Annotated in this window: 18 protein-coding genes and 2 pseudogenes; 2 read left to right on the plus strand and 18 right to left on the minus strand. The window is 68.8% G+C overall.

The annotated features are described in order from the left end of the window. Positions 1-21 precede the first annotated feature (21 nt). The 9 genes and pseudogenes from ABFX55_RS10415 to ABFX55_RS10450 all read right to left on the minus strand — a co-directional run. Positions 22-918 (minus strand): LysR substrate-binding domain-containing protein, encoded by an 897-nt coding sequence (locus ABFX55_RS10415; RefSeq protein WP_346119930.1) that lies wholly within the window; start codon positions 916-918, stop codon positions 22-24. Beyond that, positions 908-1252 (minus strand): annotated as a pseudogene (locus ABFX55_RS49765) (hypothetical protein); the annotation flags it as partial. The pseudogene ABFX55_RS49765 and the gene ABFX55_RS10415, both read right to left, overlap by 11 nt. Positions 1253-1288: 36 nt before the next feature. Further along, positions 1289-1609, minus strand: coding sequence for an aldehyde dehydrogenase family protein (locus ABFX55_RS10420; protein ID WP_346119932.1), 321 nt, complete (start codon positions 1607-1609; stop codon positions 1289-1291). Further along, the gene (locus ABFX55_RS10425; protein WP_346119933.1) at positions 1606-2739 is read right to left on the minus strand and encodes a TIGR03364 family FAD-dependent oxidoreductase; all 1134 of its coding nucleotides are present in this window, start codon (positions 2737-2739) and stop codon (positions 1606-1608) included. Before ABFX55_RS10425 ends, ABFX55_RS10420 begins: the two co-directional genes overlap by 4 nt. A 42-nt stretch (positions 2740-2781) precedes the next feature. Next, entirely contained in the window at positions 2782-4104 is a 1323-nt protein-coding gene (locus ABFX55_RS10430; protein WP_346119935.1) for an MFS transporter, read from the minus strand. Further along, complete coding sequence (phnA, locus tag ABFX55_RS10435; RefSeq protein ID WP_346119937.1) at positions 4101-5429, minus strand: phosphonoacetate hydrolase; 1329 nt, start codon at positions 5427-5429, stop codon at positions 4101-4103. The genes ABFX55_RS10430 and phnA overlap by 4 nt, the downstream gene beginning before the upstream one ends. Before the next feature lie 871 nt (positions 5430-6300). Further along, positions 6301-7992: a beta-N-acetylhexosaminidase gene (locus ABFX55_RS10440; RefSeq protein ID WP_346119939.1), complete on the minus strand. Its 1692-nt coding sequence runs from the start codon at positions 7990-7992 to the stop codon at positions 6301-6303. Positions 7993-8441: 449 nt separating this feature from the next. Further along, on the minus strand, positions 8442-9143 hold the full coding sequence (locus ABFX55_RS10445) for a cytidylate kinase family protein (RefSeq protein ID WP_346120124.1): 702 nt from the start codon (positions 9141-9143) through the stop codon (positions 8442-8444). A gap of 21 nt (positions 9144-9164) precedes the next feature. Beyond that, positions 9165-9823: pseudogene (locus ABFX55_RS10450) on the minus strand (transposase); the annotation flags it as partial. 254 nt (positions 9824-10077) lie between these two features. Here ABFX55_RS10450 and ABFX55_RS10455 point away from each other — a divergent pair. Next, entirely contained in the window at positions 10078-10824 is a 747-nt protein-coding gene (locus ABFX55_RS10455; protein ID WP_346119941.1) for a phosphotransferase family protein, read from the plus strand. 520 nt (positions 10825-11344) lie between these two features. Here ABFX55_RS10455 and ABFX55_RS10460 read toward each other — a convergent pair. The 5 genes from ABFX55_RS10460 to ABFX55_RS10480 all read right to left on the minus strand — a co-directional run bounded on the left by ABFX55_RS10460 (position 11345) and on the right by ABFX55_RS10480 (position 17562). Then, positions 11345-11989: a hypothetical protein gene (locus ABFX55_RS10460; protein WP_346119942.1), complete on the minus strand. Its 645-nt coding sequence runs from the start codon at positions 11987-11989 to the stop codon at positions 11345-11347. A gap of 667 nt (positions 11990-12656) precedes the next feature. Next, a complete protein-coding gene (locus ABFX55_RS10465; RefSeq protein ID WP_346119943.1) occupies positions 12657-13376 on the minus strand; it encodes a MerR family transcriptional regulator in 720 nt (239 codons plus the stop codon). A 28-nt stretch (positions 13377-13404) separates the two neighbouring features. Then, positions 13405-14829: a serine hydrolase domain-containing protein gene (locus ABFX55_RS10470; protein ID WP_346119945.1), complete on the minus strand. Its 1425-nt coding sequence runs from the start codon at positions 14827-14829 to the stop codon at positions 13405-13407. A 468-nt stretch (positions 14830-15297) separates the two neighbouring features. Further along, positions 15298-17049 carry a glycoside hydrolase family 35 protein gene (locus ABFX55_RS10475; RefSeq protein ID WP_346119947.1) on the minus strand — a complete coding sequence of 584 codons (1752 nt, stop codon included), beginning with the start codon at positions 17047-17049 and terminating at the stop codon, positions 15298-15300. Positions 17050-17259: 210 nt separating this feature from the next. Beyond that, positions 17260-17562, minus strand: coding sequence for a hypothetical protein (locus ABFX55_RS10480; protein ID WP_346119949.1), 303 nt, complete (start codon positions 17560-17562; stop codon positions 17260-17262). 280 nt (positions 17563-17842) lie between these two features. Here ABFX55_RS10480 and ABFX55_RS10485 point away from each other — a divergent pair, with 280 nt between their 5' ends. After that, positions 17843-18586: a class I SAM-dependent methyltransferase gene (locus ABFX55_RS10485; protein WP_346119951.1), complete on the plus strand. Its 744-nt coding sequence runs from the start codon at positions 17843-17845 to the stop codon at positions 18584-18586. Here the strand turns inward: ABFX55_RS10485 and ABFX55_RS10490 are convergent. From ABFX55_RS10490 to ABFX55_RS10505, 4 genes are all read right to left on the minus strand, one after another. Next, on the minus strand, positions 18583-19233 hold the full coding sequence (locus ABFX55_RS10490; RefSeq protein WP_346119953.1) for a transposase: 651 nt from the start codon (positions 19231-19233) through the stop codon (positions 18583-18585). The two genes, ABFX55_RS10485 and ABFX55_RS10490, sit on opposite strands and share 4 nt — an antisense overlap. A 163-nt stretch (positions 19234-19396) precedes the next feature. Beyond that, positions 19397-19777 (minus strand): hypothetical protein, encoded by a 381-nt coding sequence (locus tag ABFX55_RS10495; RefSeq protein WP_346119955.1) that lies wholly within the window; start codon positions 19775-19777, stop codon positions 19397-19399. Beyond that, positions 19774-20373, minus strand: a complete 600-nt coding sequence (locus ABFX55_RS10500; RefSeq protein WP_346119957.1) for a TetR/AcrR family transcriptional regulator — start codon at positions 20371-20373, stop codon at positions 19774-19776. The genes ABFX55_RS10495 and ABFX55_RS10500 overlap by 4 nt, the downstream gene beginning before the upstream one ends. Positions 20374-20658: 285 nt before the next feature. Beyond that, complete coding sequence (locus ABFX55_RS10505) at positions 20659-26151, minus strand: ATP-binding protein (RefSeq protein ID WP_346119959.1); 5493 nt, start codon at positions 26149-26151, stop codon at positions 20659-20661. Between the last annotated feature and the right edge of the window lie 56 nt (positions 26152-26207).

Raw genomic sequence — 26207 nt, forward strand, 5'->3', positions numbered from 1 at the left:
CCCGCCGCGCGGTTGCCGAGCTCAGTGCGGCCAGTCCGCCTGTTCCTCGAGCAGCCTCAGAAAGGCGAACTCGGCGGGTGAGAGCAGCCGGTCACGACGATGGGCCACGACGATCGGCCGGGCAGACGGTGCGGGTCGCACGTCGATGATCGCGACCTCTCCGAGGGCGACGTCGCGCGTCACGGCGTGCTCGGAGATCAGGCACAGACCCATTCCGGCGCTGACCGCCTGCTTGATCGTCTCGGGCCCCCATATGTCGCTCGTCGGGACTTCGATCAGGCCCCATCGGGCGAGTTCCGCTTCCTGCAACTGGCGGGTGGCGCTGCCGGACTCGCGCAGGAGGAAACGCTCCCTGGCAAGCTCGGCAGCGTCGACCGGGCGGCCGACGAGCGGGTGGTCCGAGGCTGCGATCAGCACCAGTTGGTCACCGAACATCGCCACGACCTCTAGCTGCGGTGCTGACGGTTCACCGGCGAGCACAGCGAGCCCGACCTCGCCGGCGAGCAGCCAGCGTTGCACCTGCTCGCCGTTGCCGACCTGAAGGCTGTGTTCGAGGCCCGGGTGCTCGCGCACGAATCGGGTGAGCAGCGGCGGCAGCAGGTAGGTGCCGGCTGTGGTCGTACCGGCGATGGTGATCCGTCCTGCTATCAGTCCCTGCACCTGCTCGATCGCGGTGACAGCCTCGTCGGCGAGTAGGAAGATCCGTCGCGCGTAGTCGGCCAGTACCTCGCCCTCGGCAGTGGCCCGCACCCGCGCCCCGGACCGGTCGAGCAGTGTGGCATGCAACGACTTCTCGAGTTGGTGCACTTGCCCCGAGACCGACGGCTGGCTCATGTAGAGCTTCTGAGCCGCCGCGGAGAACCCTCCCTGCTCGACTACCTGCAGAAATATCCACAGGCGGTGGAGGTTAAGCTGCATGACCAACGCTAACCCTCACGGCACGCCGCAGGCAATCAGTAGGTGATGCAGGCCGATCGCCACTCGGTGTGGAAGTCCCAGACCTGTGGTGAGCACTCCGGCGGCCCGAACTGCGACGCCTGCCTTCGATCCGGAGTGCGGTAGGTGCGCGCGCCCCAACGCCCGGCCGGTTGACGTGCAGCATTCCGGCCTCGAACCGGTCGAGCGCCTCGAAGGTCCGGGCGAGCTGGGTGCGCAGGAGCCGGCGTGCTCCGGCCTCCTGGATCGCCGCGCGGACAGGCAGGGATCCGGTGAAGGAGACGCCGGCGACGTCTGGGTGCGCGACCAGCGCCTCGCCGGCGGCTGGTCGCCCTGTACGAGGCGGAAAGTTTCACGGCGTGATCAGGCCGACGACCCCGATCGGCACCCGGAACGTGCACGCGAACGTGCGCGGTTCATCGGCGGGTGTCGTGACACCCTTGAGTCGGCGGGCCTCGCCGGCGGTGAACTCCAGGACGGCCAGTGCCCGTTCCACCTCGCCGTGGGCCTCACGTGCGCTTGCTCTGCTCTTGGGTGATGACGGCGGTGAAGTCGTCGCGATGTTCGGCGAGCAGCCGCCACGCCCGGCGCAGGTAGGCGACCCTGGCGATGGGCCCGGCCCGATGTGCCGCGGCGACGGCGGAATCGATATGCCTTTCAGGTGTGGGCTCACCGGTCGGCGAGGATGTCCTCGGCCAACCCGAACGACAAGGTCATGCCGGCGCCCCCCAGCCCGTTCACGACGGTGACGCCCGGCTCGGGGTATGCCACCAGGTCGACGCCGCCGTCGGGCAGCGATGGGTAGACGCCGTGCCAGCGCTCGGCGATCTCGGGGCGGGGCAGTGCGGCGAACGTCGCGAAGTAGTCGAGGATCGTCTGGTTCACGCTCTCGTTGTCGAACGGGTCGTGGGTCATGCGGTAGTCGTGGCTGTCGCCGATCGTGACCTGGCCGTCGGCTGTCTGCGAGACGAGGACGTGGACGCCGTGGGCGAGCTGCTCGGGTAGTTGGGCGGCGAACCGCTCGCGCAGCGGCGCCAGGCTGGTGCAGTGGGCGAACGACTTGTAGTGCAGCAGGGTCAGCCCGGCGCACAGCGGGGGACCGAGCGTCCAGCCGGCGGGTTGCCGCACTGTGCGGAGCATCTGCAGCTTGCAGTGCAGGATGCCGCTGGCGGCGTAGACCTCCGGGTAGAGGGTCTGGAACTCGTTGCCGCTGCAGACCACTACACGCTCGGCCGACCAGTCCCCGGCAGTGGTCGACACGGTGGGCAGGGTGATGCCGCGGACCGCGGCCCCATGGACCACCTCGACGCGGAACTCTCTGGCCAGCAGGTCTGTGATGGCCGGGATAGCCTGCCGGGGGTCCACGTTGACCTCGGTCGGGCTCCACAACGCGCCGCGCAGCCCGTCGGTCCGCGCGGTGTCGCTGCGCTTGGCGACCTCGGCGGGGGAAATCATGCGGGCGCCGTTCTCGACCGCGGCCGGTGTGGTGGCGAGGAACTCCTCGAGCACGTCTTGTTCGTCGGCGTGCTGGGCCAGATGGAGTGAACCGCTCTCCGCATACCAGGCATCGGTGCGCTTGAGCAGGTCCAGCCAGATCTCGCGGCCGCGCAGAGCCCGTGGATACACGTCGGCGGCCTGGCCGATCGGCCAGAGCAGCCCGAAGTTGCGGATCGAGGCACCGACGGCGCGCTCGTCGCGCTCGAAGAGGGTGACCCGGTGGCCGCGGCGTGCCGCGGCGTAGGCGGAGGCGATCCCGACGATGCCACCGCCGACCACCGCGACGTCCGTCCGTCGTGTCGTCATGCTTGGTTCCCTTCCGGGCGTGCGGGGTTGGACCAGTTCGGATCAGGCGGCTGCCGGGCGCGAGTTCCAGCGCGGTGCGAGGAGCACGGCGGCCACGAGCGCTGCGCCGGCGAAGCCGTAGAACAGGGATCCGGTGCTGAGGTAACCCGGCAGCAGGCCGCCAAGGATCGCGCCGACCGAGCCGCAGCCGTTGACGAAGCCGGCCGAGGCCCCGGCGTGCTCGGAGGTCCCGAAGTCGACGGCGCAGACGCAGGAGATCATCGCGTCCGCGGCGTACACGGTGAGCCCGATGAGGGCCAGCAGTACCACCATGAGCACGACATTGCCGGATGCGGTCAGCGGCTCGAACAGCACGAGCACCGCGACCAGGCCGAGCAGGCTCAGCACCGCGGGCGGTACCCGGCGGGCAGAGAAGAGCTTGTCCGAGACCAGCCCGACGAGGATGGGAGCGATCAGCCCCGCGGCCCCGAACGCGACAGGGATGACGACCGCCTCCAGCAGCCCTGCCTCGGGGATGCGTTCGACGACGATCACCGGCCCCCACAGCAGGATCGCGTAGCGGGCGGGCTTGAGCAGGAAGTAGGCCACGCCGAGCGTGAGTACCATGCGGTCACGCACGGCGGCCATGAACGCCTCGCGGACCGATCGTGGAGGGTGCGGCCGCGAGTCGACGGCGCCCGCAGTGGGCTCGCCGATGAACTCCTCGACGGGCGGCAGCCCGACGTCGACGGGCCGGTTGCGCTGCAGCATCGCGACCAGTGCGAACACGACGACCACCACGGCGGCCCCGGCGAGGAAAGCGGCCCGCCAGTTATCGAAGATCCCGTAGGCCACCCAGCCGACGAACGGTCCAGCGACGAGACCGCCGAAGGCGTAGTTGGTGCTCCACAGCCCCAGCACCCGGCCGCGCTCGCGCACGGCGAAGAACTGCGCCACGTTCTTGCACAGCGAGGACCATCCCGTGGACTGGGCGAGACCCTGCACGATCATCAGCGGAGCGAAGAGCACCAGGGCGGACACCACTCCGAGCAGCGCGGCGGCCACGGCCGACATGAGGAGTCCGCCGAGCAGCACCACCCGTGGCCCGAAGCGATCGGCGAGCGTGCCCCACATGAACTGCCCGACGGCGTACGCCGCGAGATAGAGCGCATCGAGGTTGCCGAGCATGGCCTTGGTCAGTGTCAGGTTGACCGCCGGGTCGTCGAGGATGCCGACCTTGGCCACCGAGAACGCCTGGCGGGTGAAGTAGAAACCTGCGTAGGCGATCCAGGTCACCGCGAAGATCCGGACACGCCACCGCCGGTACAGCGGTGCGACAGCGTCGTTCACGAGAGGCGCGGACGTGGCGGCACCCGTCTCGGTCATGTCGTCCCCCTCCTCGCTTGAACGGCCGTGACCGGCGCCGCCGTGAGGTAGTTCAGCGCCACCCAGTAGGCGTCGAAGTTCCGCAGTCGATGCCCTTCGGGAAGCTGGCCGAGCTCGCGATTGACCAGGAAGGGTACCCGTTGCTCGGTGAGGCCACCGTGCGAGCGCAGGGGCTTGTCGAGCTGTGAGACATCGTGGTGCGCGGGCTCGGTGCCCAGCGCCGTGTGCCGCTCCGCGATGAGGATCAGATCGCCGACCCGGTCGGCCGGCAGCTCGAAGGCCGCGCAGGCGCTCTCTCGATCGAGAACCGTCTCGATCCCCGGCACCTGCGCAAGGCGCGCCGCGACGGCGTCCCGGTCGGCACCGGGGGGCAGGTACAGCGTGGCGAAGGAGCCGAGCGCGCCGTGGTGGGCGGTGTACGGATCGGTGATCGGCAGGATCACCCGGGCCGCGCCGACGCCGAGCCACCTGTCCAGGTGCGGCTGCAGGAAGACCACCCGCGGCGCGCCATGCTCGTCGGACTTCGCGTTCATCCCGTGGTCGGCCGTGATCACCAGGATGGCGCCCAGCGCGTCGAGCTGCCGAAAGTAACCGTCCATCATCGCGTAGAACGCGTTGGCGATCGGAGAACCCGGAGCGTGCTTGTGCTGGATGTAGTCCGTCAGTGACAGGTACATCAGGTCGGGACGGTCGCGTATGAGGATGCGTACCCCGGCCGCGAGCACGAATTCGCTGAGTTCGGCGCTGTAGACCGAGGGCTGAGGCTGACCGACGAGGTCGAGTAGGCCGCTGATCCCGTTCTCGGCGAGGGTGGCGCTCTCGGCCAGCTCGGCAGAGAAGCAGATGCTCTGCTTCAGACCTGCTCCCAGCAGCCTGCGCAGTTTGTCCTTCGCGGTGATGACCGCGATCCAGTGGCCGGCCCGTTCGAACTCGGAGAAGATGGTCGGCGCGCGTAGGAACCGCGGGTCATTCATCAACACTTCGCTGCCGACGGTGCTGTCGTAGAAGTAGTTTCCGCAAATTCCGTGTACGGAAGGCGGCACTCCAGTGGCGATCGACAAGTTATTCGGATTGGTGAATGACGGCATCACGCATTCGGCTTCAACGCTGCCACCGCGCTCGACCAGCGAAGCCAGGTATGGCATGTGGCCTGCGGCGATAGCCTTCTCGTGATATTCTGGCTCGCTGCCGTCGATACAGACAACAACGATGGGAGCGGCCGGTTCCCGGTACTCCCGCCCGTTGATCTGTAGGGTTCTCTGATCGTCTTGCATCGTTTGCCCCTGATCGCTCGATTTTCTCTTTTCTAACAGCGGATCGGCCACCAGGGAACGCGTCTTCTCGCGATGTCGGCCATAGCCGTACGACGATAGATCTATAGATCGAGTTCCAGGCCTGTCATGACCCGGAGCGATTTGGCGGCCTGAAACCCTCGGTGGGGGTCCCTCTTGACTTCCCTCCAGAGCGAGTAACCGCGCTGGCAGGAGTCCATCCTGCTGAGGATCCTTCGGTGACCGTCGGGCCCATCGAAGGACGTGTCCTGCTGGAGGACCGCCCACTCGACATGGGCTCCTCCACGACGCTGCGCGACCGAAAACCACATCCCTCACCCCGTCGTCCACACGACTGCGACCCTCGTCCTGCAGGAGAACTGGAAGGATCTTTCGCCACGGGGTGGGATTCGTTGTGCCGCTCACGCTGCTGCGCCCGGCCGTCGCGATCTGGTTGCCGGAGACCGAAACCGGGCGCCCGGCCGTACGCCAGCGGATTCGGTCGCGGGTTGCCGGCTCATGGAAGCAACCAAGCGCATGCGCGCATGCGGACATCCATAGGATGCGCCGGCAGCGTCGGTGTTGCGACAACGCCATGATCGAGGGGTCCCGCATGCCGGTCGAGCTGGTCGACCGGCAACGCCATCTTTGAATATCGAGAGGTCTGGCATAGCCGACGGCGGCGTCACAGCAGCCTGGGCATGCTGACCCCAACAGAGTTCGAGAACGCGGCCATCGTGGCATCGAACCCCGGAATCCACCGTGGTGGTCGCTGGCGCGACGGATCCCGGAGATGCGTGCGGCGTGCCGTCACTCGGCGGCGGCCCGGTGGCCGCGGGCGTGACCGCCGATCACGCCCGCGACCATGGTCAAGCGACGGGCCGGCTCGCTGACCTCGTTACTCAACCCTCAGGGAGGCGACAGCTCAGGACGCGGTCACCCAGGGGACATCCGGTGCGCGGTAGTAGCCGATGCCCCGCAGGTCCCAACGTTGACCGTGTGCCACCACCCGGCGCTGGAAGTCGTCGTACGAGCGCACCGCTCCCGGCGACCAGCCGACTTCCGCGATGGCGGGCAGGCGAGGGTAGGTCATGAAGTCGGCGTAGACCGACGGCGGCACGAATTGGTCCAGAGACGTGGGCAGCGAGCTGGATCCGCGGTAGGCGCGGTCGGACCACAGGGCTGCCTCGACGCCCGCGACCTGCTGCTCGCTGACGATCCGGTGGGCGCCATCGGGGCTGGAGGTCACGCTGATCGGGTCCCACTCGTAGGCGCGGCGGAGGTTGACCAGTCCGGCCCAGCTGAGGCCGTAGGGGTTGGTCGAGTCGTACTTCATGTCGAGGTAGGCGCGGTCGGCGGGCGACGCGATGACCTGCGCTCCCTGGGCAACGCCGGCGCGCAGGTCACGCACTCCGCCGGTCTCCCGGTCGGTGCCGATCGAGGCCTGGTCACCGTGATCTCCCCACCACTGCAGCAGGCTGCCGGACGGCAGGGTGCCGGCGCCGATCTGGTGCCATCCCATGACGCGCTTGCCTTCGCCGGTGACGACCTCTCCAGCGCTCCGTACGTACCAGTCCATCTGCTCGGTGGTGATCGACGGAACTTCGTCGCCGCCGATGTGCACGATGTCGGCCGAGCTCTGCCGCGACGCCTCCTGGAGGACATCGGTGAGGTAGGCCTTGACCGCCGGGCGCGCCTCGGGGGCGAGGCAGACGGGCGGGAGTCCGACGTCGAACCCTGAGTATGGCGGGACGGCCTGGCCATCGCAGTTCACCTCGGGCAGCGACGCCTTGGCGGCTGTGGCGTGCCCGGGGCCGTCGATCTCGGGGATGACGTCGATGAATCTGTTGGCGGCGTACTCGACGATCTCACGGTACTGCGCCTTGGTGTAGTACCACGGGCCTCCGGTGCCGGGCTTCCAGCCGCTCTGTGTGGAGGCGCCGACTTGCGTCAGCGCGGGCCGCTCGTCCACGGTGAGCCGCCAGCCCTGGTCGTCGGTGAGGTGCAGGTGCAGGGCGTTGAGCTTGTACATCGCCATGTGATCGATGAACCGTTTGACGTCGGCCACGTCGAAGAAGCGGCGGGCGACATCGAGCATCGCACCGCGATAGCCGTAGCGGGGGGTGTCGCTGATCCGCACCGCCGGGACCGTCCACGGTCCCTCGGCCTGCGTCGCGGACTCGATCTGCCGCGGTAGGAGCTGGCGCAGGGTGGTCACCCCCCTGAACAGCCCCTCCGCGGTGTGCGCCTCGATGGAGACGCGGTTCTTCTTGACGTTCAGCGCGTAGCCCTCCTGGCCGAGCGCTGCGCCGCCTCGGGTGGAAAGCTCCACGGTGGCGCCTCTGGCGCGGCTGTCAGAGTGATGGTCATCGCCGTCCGCAGTGCCCACCGGTATCCGGTAACCGGTGGCGGTGCGCAGGAACTGGGCGAACTGTGATCCGACCTTACGGGCGCCGTTGTCGCGGGAGTGGATCTTGATGACGGTGCGAGGGCCGAGCGCGGCAGCCTCGTCGGCGTGGACTTCGAGGTGGGCTGGTGCCGGGATGACCGCGACCGTGGTGGTGGTGGCAGGAATGGCGGGGTGGGCGTCGGCTCTGAACGGGGCCACGCCGATCACGACGACAGCGCAGAGCGCGGCCCCGACGGCCGTTCGGAGAGGTCGAGGATGTCGTGAGGCAAGAGACATTGCGGCACTCCTCGTCGAGGGGGGTGATGACGCGAACGTAGCAATGCATGATTGAAGACGTCAATAATCAGGCGCTTTCAAGCAGGAATGGTCAAGCCTCGACACGGCCGGAGCGTTCCATGGCCTGCGACCGGTGCGCTTCATTTGGCGCGTTTCCCCTGGTGGGAGCCCGATACCCCCTGTAGCCGGAGTCGCTGCTCGCAATTCAGATGAGCACTATTCAGCAATGTGCAATGTCATGCATGAAAGGCCCGCCGTGGCCGGCCGCACCACCGCACCACAGCACCGCCGAGCCCGTAGATCCCCGATCCACCCGTCGATCTCCATCCCCGACCACGCACCACCCCACCGACCATCAGCACCCGGATTTTCGCCGGCAGTCACCTGTGTATCGATGAGTGTGGTCGGACTTCCCAGGTCGGCCGTTGGAGCTGATCGTTGTACACGATGATGTCGGCGTGGTCGGTTGGGCGGGCTGTGGCGAAGTAGAGCCGTTGGGAGGGGATATAGCGGTTGCGCCAGGACCGTTCGATTTCGGCGGTGTCGGCGGTGGATCCGGCCAGCGCTGTGCCTCGGTCCCGGGCGCGATCTACCGTCTGCTCGAATGGGACGGAAACGAAGATGCGCAGGTCCCATCGGTCGATGAGTTCTGGGCGCAGGAGGAAGACGCCGTCGAAGAGCAGTACGGCGTCTGCGGGGGCGGTCGTGGCCGGCGGGGACGATGGGGTGTCGGTGTCTGTGTCGTAGACCGCGTGTTGGAACCTTCGGTCTCCGCCTGGGCCCAGTGGATCGAGCAGGACCCGGCACAGCGCGGCGTGGTCGTGGGCGTCGAAGTAGCAGCCTTCGGCCGAGTACTGGCCGCGTCGGTAGCGCTGTGCACGGGGGAAGAGGAAGTCGTCGATGGTCGCGCGGATGACGTCGCGGTCCTGCGCGCGCAGGACGACGGCGAGCTCGTCGGCCAGCGTGGTCTTGCCGGCGGCGGGCGGCCCGTCGATGGCGACCCGCAGCGGGTGCGCGGTCGTGACGGACCTGATCACCTCGGCCAGTCGACTGATGAGCTCGCCGCGGGTGCTTTGGTCCATTGCTGCCTCTCTCACGGTGTCGTCGGCGAGCGCGATGAGTTCCTTGCGGCCGTCGGCGCGGCCCCCGATCGTCACCAGCAGGCACAGCTTGTGCTCCTCCAGCCGGATGTTGACATGGATCCCGTCGGCCCACAGGTAGACGTGGTCCACCGCCGACTGATCTCTGGCCGCGAAGGCGCGCTGTTCGTCCTTCCACTGCTCGGTCAGCTTGGTGATGACCGAGCTCGACAGCCCGGCCGAGCTGCCGAGGAACTGGCCGAGAGCAGGCACGAAGTCGCCGGACGACAGGCCGTGCAGGTACAGCGGCGGCAGCACCTCGGTCACCTTGGGGGTCTTACGCGCCCACGGCGGCAGGATCGCAGAGGAAAACCGGCGGCGCTCGCCGGTCTCCGGGTCGGTGCGCCGGTCGTTGACCCGTGGCGCCTTCACCTCGATAGCACCCGCCGAGGTCAGCACCTCGCGAGGCTGGTGCGAGCCGTTACGCACCACCAGACGACGACCGCGCTCGTCACGCTGGTCGGCGAACTGAGCGATGTAGGCATCGAGCTCGGCCCGCAACGCCTCGGCCAAGATCCGGCGGGCGCCCTCCCGGACGATCTCGTCGATCAACGACGCCGCCACAGGCGACCCGGCCGACGCGACACATCGCGATCGGACGGGTCGGGGACTACGGTGAGCATGGGTGTACCTTCCCGACCGACGTTGGCGCGTCGGCCATGCGTGAGACCTACAGACGATCACCGGGAAGGTACACCCCTCCCGGCCGATCCACAGGTCTCAAGCATTACTCGCGAGCGATCGCAGTGCTCCACAACTACGAGCTCGATTTGTCAGCGGCCGGTGTCGTGCACGAGGTCGCCGGGCAGCGGGACGCGGCCAGCCGCGCCGTCGCACGCGACAAACCCGTGGCGACGTCGATGACCATCCCGCGACAATGGCCGACGTGGAAGAGGTCAAGGTCGTCGTCGCCCATCACGAGCGCGCGACCCTGCGCGTCGGCGACGTGTTCCTGAAGATCGACGCTGATCAGACGCGCACCGACGTCGAGGTCGACGCGATGACTATGGCGCCGATCCCGACTCCGGAGGTCCTGTGGCGCAAGCCGCCCGTGCTCGCGCTCACCGCCCTCCCAGGGACGGCACTCGGCCGCCTCGGCGAGCCGTCGACCGCGTCGTCGGCGGCGTGGGCCGCGGCGGGTGCCGCCGCACGGATGCTGCACGACGCGCCGCTGCCGCCATGGCCCGGTCGGAGCCTCGACCAGATCGCATCGCACCTCGACGGCGAATGCGAGTGGCTCGTCACGAACGGTGTCCTTCCCGCCGCCCTGGTCATGCGCAACCGCCGGGTTGCCGAGGCTGCGCTCCGGCCGTGGACACCGGTGTTCACGCACGGCGACCTGCAGGTCACCCACGTGTTCGTCGACGGTGACGAGATCACCGGCGTGATCGACTGGTCCGAGGCGGCCCAGGGCGATGCCCTGTACGACCTCGCCACCTTGACGCTCGGACACGAGGAGCACCTTGGCGACGTCGTCGCCGGCTACGGCTCCCACGTCGACCTCGACGTGATCCGCGCGTGGTGGTCGTTGCGAAGCCTGCGGGCGGTCCGCTGGCTGGTCGAGCACGGCTTCGACCCGTACTCGCCAGGCTGCGAGGTCGACGTGCTGAGATCCCGGATGTGAGGCTGCGCGAGCCCGACGGCCACGAGCGCCGTTCTGCCGCATCGAGCGGGCCATCTCCTGAAGCGCGTCGTCTTCCGGCCCGACGAGGTCATGGTCCTCGAAGATCCCGGGCAGCCGGTCGGCGACATCGGAAGCCGACGTACGACTCGAGTCGAAGATGCGTTTCGGCTGAGGACCAGCAACTGCCTCGACGCGACCCAGGATGAAAGGCCTCAGTAAGCAGCGTCGCCGTGATCATGTACGCACCCCGCCACTGACCTGCCCGAACGCGCTCGTGCGCGGCGGGTGAGACGCTTCTCAACGGCTCCCCATCTCCCGGAACTCAAGATGAGGGTGAACGCGACTTCCAGGGCGAGGATGTGGCGATGCGAGAAAACCCCGGCAGCGTGAGGCTGGCGGGGTCTTGGTGTGCGGGTCGGCGGTTTGATGTGCGTCTTGTCGCTGGGGCTCCCTGTTCGAGGGGTTCCTTCAAATACATGGACTCTGACGGGGCTTCTCCGTAATCGCGACTGGTCGGGGTTCACCCGTCCTGCGGGGATTCCGGCCAGTACGGGACCGTCTGCTGGGCGGCGGCTGCGATGGCCGCACCATCGAGTTCGACGATGCTCAGTTCGACACCGCCGACGGGCCACTCCACAGCGAGTTCGAAGCTCTCCCTGGGAGGCGAGGGCCAAAGCCACAGCCCCATGGTCATGACACCTGCATCCTCGTCACCGCTGCGCATGGACATGCCGGGGAACAGCAAGGAAAGCTGTGGACCTGGTGGCGGATCCTGCGGGAGCTGTGTTCTGTCCAAACGTTGTCCGACGGTGGTGGCCTTGGCGCCGTCGGCGAAGCGCACGCCGAACCGTAGCAGCTGGTCCGGTATCGGCCGATCGGCCCTCACTCCGGTGATCAAATGAGGGAACACGGATAGCTGGAGGGCCTGGAAGTCGTCGGGGGACAGAGTCTGTCGCCTCGCGACAACGTCCACGTTCATCAGGCAGCCGGTGCTGAAAGCCTGGATCGTCGGCAACGTTATGGCGACATTCGGGGTGCGGGCCAGCGCCAGTCCGCTGACCATCACCGCGCCCATCTCTTCCGCCGGCGGAGCGGACCAAGCCGGCAGTCCAGGCTTGGGTGGGCGAGTCGGTTCTTCTCGAGCTGGCGGGGGTTCGAAGAACATATTTCCACCATACGGAAACGCCTGCGGATTGCGTGATTTACGGCTCATGAAGATGGCTGCCTAGAAGAATTGGGAAAGCCGCTGCCGCCACCAGGGGAGGGCTTGTCACTCCGTTGCGATGGCTCGTTGACGGCGGTGCGGGTGGCGGCCTCGTGAACGATGGTCTCGTCAGCGACGAAGGTGGCCAGCAGGGCCTGGGACACCGAGCTTGATCTTCCGGCGCAGCGTCGGCAGCCGTGGCGAACGGACTCGACGAATGCCGCGTACTCCGACGTCGGGGTTGCCGAGATAGATGGGGATGTGCCGGGCCCAGTCGAGGGAGGCGATCTCGGCGCGGACGGGTGACGACGCCGAGGGCGCGTTCGGCAACGCGCCAGGTGATGCAGAGATTCCGGAGATTCTGTGGGTCCATGTCCTGGCCGTTCGTCTTGCTGTGCCGGTGAAGGCAGGTGGCCGGAGATTTTCGGGTGGCACGTGCCCCGGCCGCCGTGGAGGACCTGGAGGCGTTGGAGACCGACCTGCCGCCGGGTTGGTGCCGGCGCGAGCAGCGGACGCATCTCTACCGCATCCGCGGATTCGCGTGTCTCCGCCGACATCGGAGAACCATCACGCTCGGCCGGTCAGACCGAGATCAGACACTTCCGACCGAGCGGCACACACAATGAGGCTAGCCGGTCATGAGTTGTGCCAGGCGGTCCCAAGCTGGGGATGAGGCTCCGGCCTGGGATTGCGCGGCCAACCGGGCGATGGCCGGGTTCTGGACGGGGCGGGTCTCGGATCGGCTGTGGTGATCGGTGAACCAGCTCCGGGTACGGTCCGCGAGGCCGAGGAGGCGAGGATCGTCAGGCGACCAGTCGTAGGCGGCGTCGTGGTCGAGGTAGAGGGCGCGGAACTCGGGATGGGTCATGAGCTCACGTTTTTCGGCGATCCACACGGAGGCGTCCTCGGGTGAGGCTGTCTGCATGAGGATCCAGCCGTCGCGTTCCAGGTGGATCTGGCGCTCGCTGACGCCGAGTTCGCGCAAGTCGTCGAGATAGTCCCCGACTTCGGGGGAGACGAAGAGCCGGTCGCCGCCGCGCAGCTGGGCGAGTTGGTCGCGGGTTCGTCCCAGCTGCGCGACGCGTTCTTCGAGGGCGTGGTCGATCTCGGCGATGGCTGCCGTGAGCGTCTCCGCGTCGGCGTCGAGGAGGCCCCTGACGCGGGCCAGCGGCAGCCCCGCGTGCGCCAGGGTCCTGATCTTGACGAGCTTGATGGCGTGCTCGGCGGTGTAGCGCCGGTAGCCGGAGGAGTCGCGGTCGGGCTCGGTGAGCAGACCGCGCTCGTGATAGTGGCGGATGGCCTTGATGGTCACTCCGGCGTAGTCCGCGAGCTGGCCAATCGTGAGCATGCTGGACATCCTTCCACCCGCGGCAGGGTCAGGCTCGGCGGGTCAGGCGGCCGCCGCCGTTGCGGAAGCGCGCCTGGCCGTCACGGACGTCGTGGAAGGAGACGAGCAGCAGCCGCAGGTATCCGTCGAACGCCTCCAGCGGGTAGCCGGCGGGCGCGAAGAGGCCCGGCCGGATCGGCACGTAGCGCTGCGGCGGGGCGGAGGTCATGCCGCCGGCGAACTCGGTGAAGATCCGTTCCTGAGACTCGTCCGCCGGCTCGTAGGTCATCCGCTCCTCGAGCTGGCCGTCGACGATGCTGACGTCGATGCGGAGCTGGTTGGAACGGTAGGTGCCCACGTAGGGGGCGAGGTCGACGTCCTGCTCCATTTCGGTGACCAGCTTGGGGATCTGGACGCCGAGGTGCTCGCTCAGGAGCCACTGCAGGATCTGGTCCTGCAGCATGATCGCCCCCGGATTGTTGCCGTAGGCGGCGAAGACCAGGTCGTGCTCGGGGAGCACGCACAGGAGCGAGACCCCGCCGGGCGAGGCGCCCGACATGGCCAGCACGGTCGTGTCGCCGAACGGGTACAGCACCCAGCCCAGGCCGATCGGCGGGGTGTTGGGGCTGTCCATGTCGTAGGAGACCTGCTGCATCAGGGCGGTCGACTCGGCTGACAGGACGCGCGTGCCGGAAGGGGCCACGCCCCCCGCGAGGTGGGTGCGCCCGAAGGCGAGCAGGTCGGCGATGGTGCCGATCGGCGTGCCGCCGGCCGGGCCCCAGGTGTCGGGGAGCGTGAACATGTTCGTGGGCTTGGGCGCCATGGTCTCGAGGTCCAGGAAGTGGCCGACCGCCGTGCTGCGCAGGATGGCCTGCTCGGCGGAGGTGCCGGAGTCCGGCATGCCGACCGGGGCGTAGATCTCGCGCGCCAGCAGGTCGTGGAAGGGCATGCCGGTCACCACTTCCAGCAGGCGGCCGGCGACGATCATGCCGCCGTTGGAGTAGCTGAGCTGCTCGCCGGGCTCGAACAGGGTGCCGCAGCCGCTCGCCAGGCCCTTGACGTAGGCCTTCAGGGCGTCGCGGCCCTTGTCGTCGGGGAAGTACAGGTCCGCGTCGATGCCGTTGGTGTGCCCGATCAGGTGCCGGACCAGGATCTTGTCCGCCGCGCCCGGCACGGCCAGCGCGAAGTCGGGAAGGTACTTCACGACCGGCGAGTCGAGGTCCAGCAACCCGCGGTCGACCAGCTGGAGGACCAGGGTGGTGGTCAATACCTTGGTGACGGAGCCGAAGAGGAATCCGGTGTCCCGCAGCATCGGGGCGCCGGTGGCGACGTTCGCGGTGCCGTGGGCGACGATGATCTGCTCGCCGGCGTGGTGGACGCCGACGACGAACCCGGGGACGTTGTTGGACTCGCAGTAGGCGGCGGCCTGCTCGCGGACCTGCGCTTCGACGGTGTGCAGTGCGTTGTCGTTCATGCAGAGCATCCTCGAACCTTGACCCAGGGGCAAGGTCAAGCCGGGAAGACGAAAATCGGTGAGCTTCGGCCGTCAACGCGAACGCTGAAGACGGCACCTCCTGATCGACGAACAGTCCGTCATGGAGGCCGGCCGGGTCAGCAAGGTCTGGATCACCGTGGCCTCCCGTGGCCCAACGGCCGTCCCGGAACCGCTGCGTGTCCACCGCCGGCTCGACAGGGCCCTCTGCCCGTGCCCGGAGTCGTTGCACCTGACGTCGGTGTTCGGCCTCGGCCTGAGAACGCCATCCGCTACGTCGAGACGCGAGGGCGCTCCTGCCGACCGCCACCTAGGAAGGACCCGCCGGTACCCGCGAACCCAACGGTCCGAATCACATGAAGACCCTTCGGTTTCGGGAACCGGCTCCAGAGGGGCGCAGGGCACCGTACCGCAGGGTCGGTGCCCGGCCACAGCGTGTCCGTGCCGGTCTCACTCCTCGGTGGGGCCGAGATCTGGCGTCTCCTTGAAGTCGACGGTACGGGCGTGGTGGGAGGCGTGCAGTTCGAGGACGATGATCTCATTGGTGCCCGTGTGCAGCACCGGGGCGGGAACGTAGAGGGATCGTTGGGGGCCTCGAGACCAGTAGCGGCCGAGCGCGAAGCCGTTGATCCACGCGTTACCCTTCGTCCAGCCCTCGAGATGGAGGAAGGTGTCGGCCGCCTCGGCCACCTCGAACGTGCCGCGGTGGAACGCAGGCCCGATCGTCACGGTCCTGGTGGCGGCGAACGGCAGCCCTTCCAGGAAGGTCAGGGGAAGCGGACGGTTGGTCCACCCGGCGAGCTCCGAGCCGTTGAGGAGGATCTCTCCGAGCAGTCCCTTGCGGTCGTGGATACCCACCCCGTAGTTGACGCGACCCTGGTTCTCCACGAGCACACTGAGGACGCTGCCCTCGCGCGGCACGGTGAACGCCATGGCATGCTCGTGATTCTCCCGCTCCAGGACGCCGACGGGCTGTCCGTCCAGGAAAACCTGGGCGCGGTCACGGACGTGCTCCAGTTCGAGCAGGACGGGCCCGGCAGCCGGCAGCGTGGTCTCGTAAAGAACGAAGCCGAAGTCCTGCCGAAGCTCTTCCATCGTCAGCGGATGTCGGGACTCGACGGCCTCGCCGAGCGACTCGGCGTTCCTTAGCAGGCCCGCGCTCTGCGTCAGCGGTACGGCGGCCACGGCGAGCTTGGCCGCGGGCGCGGGGACGGGCTCGTCGGGGACTGTCGCGTACTTGGCGATGACCTTGCGGAAGGCGGTGAACTTCTCGGTAGGGTCACCGGCTTCGTCGAGAGGGGCGTCGTAGTCGTAGGAGGTGACGGTCGGCCGGTAGGTGTGCTTGTCGTTGGCGCCGTTGGTGAACCCGAAGTTGGTACCACCGTGGAACATGTAGAAGTTGACCGAAGCTCCGGCGGCGAGCAGTTCGTCAAGCTCCTGCGCCGCCTGGTCAGCGTCGCGGACCACATGGTGGGAGCCCCAGCGGTCGAACCAGCCGATCCAGAATTCCGTCGACAGCAGCGGGCCGGTGGGCTGGTGCGCGCGCAGCGTGGCGAGACTCTGGGCGGAGCGGCTGCCGAAATTCGCCGTGGAGAGAACGCCCGGTAGGCCTCCGCGCGCCAGATCGGCGGGCTGGTCGCAGGTGAAGAGCGGGACGTCGACGCCGCACCGGCGGAGCGAGTGGGCGAGATGCTCGAGGTAGGCGGTGTCATCGCCGTAGGCTCCGTACTCGTTCTCCACCTGGATGGCGATTATCGGGCCGCCCCGCGTGGAGAGGTAGGGCTGGAGCGGGGTGAGGAGCCGGGCGAAGTAGTCGTCGACCGCTGAGAGGTAACGGGGGTCACGGGTGCGCAGCCGGAGGTCGGGTTCGGCCAGGAGCCATGAGGGCAGCCCGCCACCCTCCCATTCGGCGCAGATGTACGGGCCAGGGCGAAGCAGGACGTGGAGACCCTCGGCGGCGGCGAGATCGAGATAGGCGGGCAGGTCGAGTTCGTCGTCCATACGGAACCGGTCGGGCCGTGGCTGGTGGAGGTTCCAGGGGACGTACGTCTCAATGGTGTTGAGGCCCATGAGGCGCGCCTTGCGGAGCCGGTCAGCCCACTGCGCCGGATGGACACGGAAGTAGTGAAGTCCGCCGGACATGAGCCGGAAGGGTTCACCGTCGAGTCGGAATCCGCCGTCGTCAATCTGAAGAACGGGCATGTGCTGCTGCTCCTGTGCTGAAAGACCGTGAGTTGAAGGGCGAGGACGCGGTGGTGGGCTCGCCGGCAGAGCGCCGTGCTCCAGTTGTATGTTTACGTAAACATACCGGCGGAGCAAGCCCTCGTCGATGAACGCTCCCTGCCCGACCCTTGCTCAGCCGTTCCAGATGACCGACAACACATGCCTGAACTGAGCACTACAGGTGGATGGTCACCTGTGCTGTGGGGGCTCCTCGGCCAGTGAGAGCGAGGCTCCCTCCCGGCCGAAGGTGATCACGATGTACCTGCCGTTGGCGTAGCTGATCACAGGCCGCTGCAGCATCTCGCCCACCCGGCGGGCGACCGCCTGGAACAGCTCCACCATCTCCGGCGTGTCGGCGCTCACCCTGAACCGTCCGCTGCCGAGGAGCTCCTGGGCGACGAGAGTGGAGAAGTTCGCCACGCCCCTGGCCTTCTCCTCCGCGTTGAGAGGGGTGTGCCGGGGCGCGAGCTGCGTTCCGAAAGCATGGCTCATCGCTGATCTCCTCGTGATCGCCGGCCTCCCAGCATGCCACCCGCGCCTCCCACCCTGGAACCACCCGGGCCTCGCGCGAAGCCGTCAGATCGGGACGACCGGCACCGCTCCCGGCCGGCACGACCAGTGCTGGAAGTCTCCCGCGCGCCGCCACTGGGCATGGGCGGCGCGGATGTTCCACTCGGGGTCGAGAGCCATCGCTCCGGCGCGTGGCGGCCGCACCGACGAGAGCACGAAATTCGTTGGACACCACGCACACGCCACGGCCATCGTTGGCGGCATGCAGCAGGAGGAGATCTGGGGCATCGATGCCGCCCGGGGCTATGACACGCCGGGCACCGGCATGTTCGCGCCCGAGGTACTGGAGCCGACCGTGGACCGCCTCGCCGAACTCGCGGGCGACGGGCAGGCACTCGAGTTCGCCATCGGAACCGGCCGCGTGGCCGTGCCGCTCGCCGAGCGAGGGGTGTCCGTCACCGGCATCGAGCTGTCATCTCCGATGATCGACCAACTGCGGACGAAGGCGGACGAGGCGACGATCCCGGTGATCGTCGGCGACATGGCGACCGCCGTCGCTCCGGGGGAGTACACACTCGTCTACCTCGTCTACAACACGATCTCCAACCTGCTCACCCAAGCCGAGCAGGTCGCCTGCTTCCGCAACGCTGCCCGCCACCTCACGCCCGGCGGCCGGTTCGTGATCGAGCTCTGGGTTCCTGAGCTGCGCAAACTACCGCCGGGTCAGCAGGCCACGGTCTGGCATTGCGAGCCCGGCTACATCGGGCTGGACACCTACGACGTTCTGCGCCAGCACGTCGTGTCGCACCATTTCAGGTTCGATGACAGCCGGCAGGCCCGGCTGTTCCGTAGCCCGCACCGCTACATCTGGCCGGCGGAGCTCGACCTCATGGGACAGCTGGCCGGGTTCGAGCTGGAGACCAGGCATGCCGACTGGTCGGGAGCCGACTTCACCGCCGAATCGCGTTCCCACGTGTCGGTCTATCGCCTCCCGCAGGACCACTAAGCGGCTTTGGTGAAGTTTGCTGCTGATCCATTGATGCGTGCGCGTTGACGGTTCAGGGCTTGGTCGACTGCGGTGCCGATCGCTTCGTTGGTGGTGTGGACGCGCTCTGGGTAGTCCTCGTACTTCGCCGAGCGCCACACCCGCTCGATGTCGTTCAGTTCGGGACTGCGGGGCGGGAGGTAGAAGACTTCGACGCGGATGACGGCGAGCTTGTCGCGGCACCCGCTCTCGTCGCGGAAGTACAGGTTCCTCACGCTCTCGCACGCGTCCAGCCGTAAATCCGCCAGCCTGGCCCGTGCGGCCTGCTGGAGGACGGAGTCGGCCTTGTGCCGCAATGTGTCCCGGCTCCGTTTCCACCGGAACCTGTCCCGGTGGAGCAACCCAGTCAGCCAGGCCACCGAGACCCGAGCCCCCCGCTCGGCGGCCAGCCAGTCGCACAATGCGGCGGCTGTCCAGGTCCGGCCCTGCCGGGCGGACTCGTCCAGCAGGGCGGGCCAACGCCTCGCGGTCCTGGCGGGTGACTGAGGCCGGGCGGCCCGGGCGCCGGGCATCCTCCAGTCGAACCCGCCGGTCGCGAAGCGGTGGACCGCACCCCGCACGGTGACGGCGTTGCATTCGAGCAGGTCAGCGACCTCGGGCGCGGTCACGCCCCGCCACACAAGATCTTCGGCATGGACAGACCCTCCCTGCCCTGCCTCATAACCGAACCACAGCCCGCATCACCGAGACCGCTCAGCTTGTGCGCGGGGAGGCTGCTGGCGGCTCCGATCCGCCCCGCTGGCACCGCGGCTGTATCTCTCCGGACTGTCGCTATGCGGCACCCACCACTGTCAGGACCGCGACCGGCAGGAGAAGAATCCACTGCGGCAGCCGGAGCAGTGGCTTCGGCCAGCCGACCGACAACGTGACCACCAGGAAAGCGACTGCGTACGCTACGAAGTGCACAGCCACGAACCACGCCATCAGGCCGGTCGCTGACGTATCGTCCGCCAGCGCGAGGTAGACCAAGGCGGCTGCGGAGAGCGCCAGGTCGGCGCTCACCATGTGCCACACGGCATGAAGGACGCGCTTGGGGCCGTCTGCGAGTCCGCAGGACAGCAGCGGGAGCACCACATCCCGGTGCCCGCCGACGATGTGCGCTGCGGCCACACCGAACGCGGTGATGCCCGCTGCGAGAAGCCAGCCGTTCATCGGATCTCGATTCCTTTGGCTATGACAGCAGCCAGCCGGCCGGCCAGCTGACGGCCGGGGTGTTCCCCGACCAGACCGACGTGGAAGAACACGGCTCCTGCCAGCGTGTCCAGGACTAGATCCACGGGTGTGTCGGCCGCGATCTCCCCGCGCGCCACGGCACGCTCGAAGACGATCAGCAGCCGCTCCTTCGAGGGGGCCAGGAAGTCGCTGCGGATGCGCGCCTTCAGCACCGGATCGGCGGCGAAGTCAGCGAGCAGCCCCGGGAGCGCCGCTGCAGCGGCAGGTGCGTGGAACTCCTCGACCAGGCCCCGCAGCAGTGCGGTCAGGTCCCCGGCCAGCGTTCCGGTGTCCGGCGCCGGAACATCGTCGGTGGTCGTGAACACAGCCTCGAAGACCAACTCCGGCTTGCCCCGCCACCTCCGGTACACCGTGTCCTTACCGACACCGGCACGGGCAGCCACAGCCCCGATCGATGTCGCGGCGTAGCCGACCTCGACCACCAGCTCTGTGGCCGCGCTGACGATCGCCTCGTGCGAGCGGGGATCCCTGGGACGTCCCCTGGAGGACGGAAAGGAGCTCATAGGACTTACCATACGGGTCGACCCGTTTGCTAAGCGACTCGGTCCGCGTCACGAGGACATCACTGCTGCAGAGCATGCACACGCGCGATGAGACGAGCCACGGCAGTGGCACCAACCACAACGCACTTACTCAAGACCGCTTAGCGTCGTTCGGCGCCGGAGCACCGGCGCCCTGTCGCCGGCCAGGCGGGCCGCCGTGATTCGCCGTGCCCGCGGCGGCGACCCGGACGCTTCGCCAGGACGCGAGAAGCCGGACGCCCGCCTCCAAAGGCGCGGAAGTCCGGCTTCAGGCCCAGGTCAGGACTGTCGGGCGAGGCTCTTCTCGACCGTCTCGATGATCCGCGGCCGCAGCTCGGCGCAGCTGATGATCGCGTCCACCGAGCCGACCTCGACCGCCCGCTGGATGCTGTGCACGCGGTCGAACTCGGTGGCCACCTCGGTGAGCTTCTCGGCCCGCACCGACGCCCGCAGCTCGGCCAGCTCGGCGGCCAACGCGGCCCGCCTGGCCGCAGGCGCCTCCGCGACACGGGCGGCGAGCGCGAGTACGCGGGGGTCGTTGCCGGTCCGCTTGTCGACGTCGCGGGCGAAGACCACCGCGGCGGCCGGAGCGCCGCCGAGTACCGAGGCGAACGAGCCCTCGACCGCCAGCACGGTCATGTTCGGGTTGAGCGCCTTGGAGAACACCACGAACGCGCCGCCGTGGTAGCGCGAGATCACGCAGAACACGATGGGTCCCTTGAAGTTCACCACCGCGCGGCCGATCTCCGCGCCGTACTCCAGCTGCAGCTTGCGCATCGACTCGGGCGACCCGTCGAAGCCCGACAGGTTGGCCAGCACGACCAGCGGACGGTTCCCGCTGGCGGCGTTGATGGCCCTGGCGGCCTTCTTGGACGACCGCGGGAACAGGGTGCCCGCGGTGTAGGTGTCGGGGCCGTCGGTGGGAGGGAATCCGCGACGCGGCACGGAGCGGGACTCGATGCCCAGCAGGCACACCGGCCGGCCACCGAGGTGGACGTCCTGGACGACGGCGGTGTCCGCGTCGGCCATGCCCGCCCACCGCTCCAGCACCGGATGGTCCTGATCCGACAGCGCGCGCATGACCGTGCGGATGTCGAACGGCTTCTTGCGGTCCGGGTTGGACTCGGCGGAGAAGATCTGACCCACCGTCGTGAAGTCGCTGTCCGGCGCGGCGTGCGGGAAGGTCGACACGTCGCGGTCCACCGGGTCGCTGGTGACCGTCTTGCGCGGCCGGCTCTCGCCCGGCGCGACGTAGCTGTGGTCGTAGTGCGACATCAGGACTTCCCGCGCTCCGCGGATGTCCGGCGCCCAGTACTGCGCCTGGCCGTTCGGGCCCATGATCCGGTCGTATCCGCCGATGCCGTGGTTGTCCTCGGCCGACACTCCGCCGGAGAAGTCGAGCGACTGCTTGCCCGTGAGCACCATCGCGGAGTCGGGCGTCATCACCAGGATGCCCTTGGTGTGCATGAGCATCGTGGCCTCGGCGTTCCAGTACGGCTGAGCACCGACGTTGATGCCCGCGACCACGACGTTGATCTCGCCGCCGTCCTGGGTGAAGGTCACGATCCGCTTGAGCGCGGCCGCCACCCAGTCCATGTTCTCGGTGCCGGACGACATCGAGATCCGGGCGCCCGCCGAGAGCGCGAACCACTCCAGCGGCACCCGCATCTGCTCGGCCAGGTCGAGCGCGGCTATCACCCGGGCGCACTCGGGCTCGGACAGCGCGCCGAGCGCCTTCGTCGGGTCGCCAAGCAGCACGACGCGGGTCATGCCCTCCGGGTGGCGCGGCGTGGGAGTGCTGACGACCCCCGCGACGATCGCGGCGGTGTTGCGCCCCTTGGGCCGGTTCACCGGCACCAGCTTCGCGTGCTCGTCCAGGTCGTACTCGGTGAACGAGCCGAACGGCCCGGCGAGCATGCCGGTCAGCTCGTACGGGTAGGGCGTGCCCCGGCTGTGCGCGCGCAGCACTTCCTGGCGGTAGTCGTCCAGCGGCTCGATGGGCTCGGTCGGCGGCGGGACGATGGACAGCCGCACGCCGGAGCCCACGTCGTAGCCGATCTGGACGGCGATGTCGACGATCTCGCCGGTGGCGCTGTCGCGGCGTCTGCCGAGGAACAGCACCTCCTCCAGGCCCGCGCCCGCCGTCGTCGGCAACACGCGCTTCGCCACGGTGTTCAGGTCGTCCGACGAGAGGTCGGTCGGCGGCCACACGTAGATGACGATCCGGTTCGTGGCGGAGGTCTTCGCGCCGGGCTTCCTGGCCCTGCGGATCGCGTCGAGGCACGTGACCAGGATGTCCTCGGCCGCGGGCAGCGCCACGATCCTGCCCTCGTCGTCGCGCAACGGGGTCAGGTCGCGCACCTGGCCCAGGGCGACGAGGCGCTCGTCGGACGGGTTCTGCCGCGCCGCGGCCCTGAAGAGGTAGACCTCCTCGTCAGGCGAGGGCAGCCGGGTGAGGTCGAAGTCGCGCAGCCGCTCCAGCTGCATGCGCTCGGCGATGCGCGGGTGCAGGCCGCGCAGCAGCCGCTCCTCCACGAAGCCGTCCGCGGACGGGCGGAAGGTGAAGTGGTGGTGGTGCGTCACGGGGCCGCCGTTGCCCGCCACGGTCGTGGTGATGCGGCCGACCCGGTTCGACGGCTCCTGCCCGGCCAGGACCTCGCGCAGGCGCTCGGCCATCTCGTCGGGGTCGCTCGGAGCGTCCGACCAGGCCAGGTAGACGTCGGCCACCAGCCGGCCGTCACCGGCGAGCTCACCGACCGCCTTGAGCGCCTCGGCCAGCGCGGGGAAATCGACCGCGGTGGTGACGACGCGGCCGTTGCCGGTCGCGGAGCGGTGATCGGCGACGACGAACGTGCAGCCCGCCACCTTGCTGACCCGGATGTCGCTCAGCGCACGGTTGCCGTAGTAGCGGCGGCTCAGCACCTCCAGCAGCGGCACGGGATCGGTGCCTTCGCGGCCGATCCGCTGGCCGACCAGCCGGACGAGCGGCTCGGCGCTGGCGACCATCGCGGAGATCCGCTCGGCGCGGTCGGGCGCGTCAGGGTGCTGGTCGAGGTGGCGCAGGTGCTTGCGCACGGCCGTGTAGACCTTCGCGCGGCTACGGCGCAGCAGCGGCTGTGCGAACCAGGCGAACACGACGCCGCGCGCCAGGTCCGCGACGGCGGGGAAGCGAACCTGGGTGGCGGAGACGAGGTGCTCCAGCGCCAGGCCGACGGTGACGCGGTCCGCCTCGGCGGGCGGGGCCTCCTTCACCCACTGGCGCAGCAGGCTCGTCACCACGGCGACGTCGGCGGAGGCGCGCTGCTGGGCCAGGAAGATCCGGAAGACCGCGTCCTCCAGCTCCGGCGTGCGGTCCAGGCCTTCGACGCCGTAGCGGGACAGCACGTGCGTGAGGCGCTGCTGGAAGCTCTCCGACAGCCCGGACCGGTCAGGGTCGAGGTACTGCAGGTAGATGTGGAAGTACTCGCGGGGGCTGTGCACCGAGGAGTCGGACTTGGACTCCTCTCCTGCGGGCCTGTTGCGGCTCAGTTCGCTCAGGTCGGCGAACAGGCGCAGCAGCTCGACCTCACCGGCCAGCTCGTGGTCGCCCCCGGCGACGAGCTCGGCGCGCGCGGCGAGGTAGTTGGCGAGCAGGCGCCCCTCGTCCTGCGAGTCGATGTCGTAGCCCAGCAGGAGGCTGCGCAGGTCCTGCAGGCCACGTGCGGCCCGCGCGGCCGCGGGCACGTCCACCGGCTCGGACGGCAGGTCCAGCTCGACCTCCTCCGCCGCCGCCCCTGGACCGGCCGCCTCGTCGCCGTCACCCAGCGGCTCCAGGCGGAGCAGGCGGGCGCCCGCCTCGACCTGGCTGCCCACCGACACCGCGACCTCCCGCACGCGGCCGCGGAACGGCGCGCGCAGCACGGTCTCCATCTTCATGCTCTCGACCACGAGCAGCGGCGCACCGGCCTCGACCTCGTCGCCCGCCTGCAGCGGCGTGGCCACCACGAGCGCGGGCACGGGCGAGCGCACGATGCCGCCCTCGTCGCGGCTGATGCGGTGCGTGATGCCGTCGACCTCGACCAGATGGATCGGGCCGTGCGTGCTCGTGACGACCTTGAAACGAACGCCGTTCACGGTGAGCTGGCCGCTGTGCTCGTCGAAGCGCTCGATGTCGACGTCGGCAGCGTGCTCGGGGCCGCCCGACGAGATGCCGATGCGGAACCGGTGACCGCCGGTACGGGCGACCTGGACGCGGTAGCCGACGTCGCGGAGCTTGAGCTCCAGCGCACGACCGCTCTCGTGCTGCGCCTGCGGACGGCCGCCGTGCGCGGTGGACAGGAAGCGCTGCCGCGTCACCGCCTCCTCGTCCTCGTAGGCCTCGATGGCGGCGGCGATCAGCGCTATCGCGGAGTGCTGGTGCGACACGAGAGCACCCTGGGCGCGCACACGGTCGATCCAGCCGGTGTCGGCGGAGCCGTCGATCACCGCGGGCTCGTCGAGCAGCAGGCGGACGAAGCTCTTGTTCGTCACGCCGCCCTCGATGATGACAGTCGTCTGCGCCATCGCGCGGCGCAGGCGGGCCAACGCCTCCGTGCGGTCACGGCCGTGCGCGATGATCTTGGCGATCATCGAGTCGAAGTCGGCGGGGATCACGTCGCCCTCGCTGAACCCGGTGTCGACCCGGATGCCCGGGCCGCTGGGCAGCGCCAGCCGCGCGATCCGGCCGGGCGAGGGCGCGAAGTCGCGGTCGGGGTCCTCGGCGTTGAGGCGCGCCTCGACGGCGTGACCCCACTCCTCTGGCGCGTCACCCTCGAGCTTGCCGCCCGCCGCCACGTGCAACTGGGCCTTCACCAGGTCGACGCCGGTGGTGATCTCGGTGATGGGGTGCTCGACCTGAAGCCGCGTGTTGACCTCGAGGAACGCGAACAGCCGCTCGCCGGGGTGGTAGAGGAACTCGATGGTGCCCGCGCCCAGGTAGCCCACCGCGAGCACGAGCCGCTCGGCCGACGCCTTCAGCTCGGCGACCTGCCCGGCGTCGAGGACAGGGGAGGCGGACTCCTCGATGATCTTCTGGTTGCGCCGCTGCACGGAGCAGTCGCGCACCCCCAGCGCCCACGCGGTTCCCTGCCCGTCGGCGATGACCTGCACCTCGACGTGCCTGGCGCCCGTCACCAGGCGCTCCAGGAACACGACGCCGCTGCCGAACGCGCGCGCGGCTTCCTGGCGCGTCAGCTCGTAGGCCTGGGTCAGCTCGTCGGCGTTGGAGATCATCCGGATGCCACGACCACCGCCGCCCGCGGTCGCCTTCAGCATCAACGGGTAGCCGATGCGGTCCGCCGCCGCCTTGGCCTCCTCCAGCGTCTCCACCGGTCCGCGGCTCCACGGCGCCACAGGCACGCCGACCTCTTCGGCGATCAGCTTCGAGCCGATCTTGTCGCCCAGCTTGCGCATCGCCTCGGCGCTCGGGCCGACGAACGTCACGCCGATCTCGGCGCACAGGTCGGCGAACGCCGGGTCCTCCGCCACGAAGCCCCAACCGACCCAGGCCGCGTCCGCGCCGGTCTCGACCAGGGCCTTCCTGAGGACCGCGTGGTCGAGATAGGGCCGGTTCGCGGCGAGACCCAAGTCGTAGGCGATGTCAGCCTCGCGGACGAACGTGGCCGTTCTGTCGGAGTCCGTGTACAGGGCGACGGTCTCGATCCGTGTTCCCGTCTCCGCGGCTAGGTCCCGAACGGCGTGGATGAGCCGCATGGCGGCTTCACCGCGGTTGACGATGGCGACACGACTGAACACTGAGGGCCTTTCGAAGACGATGAACACGGCGGCCGTCCCGCCCCAACCGGTATCCA

The organism is Nonomuraea roseola, assembly GCF_039535395.1.
Classification (GTDB): Bacteria; Actinomycetota; Actinomycetes; order Streptosporangiales; family Streptosporangiaceae; genus Nonomuraea; species Nonomuraea roseola.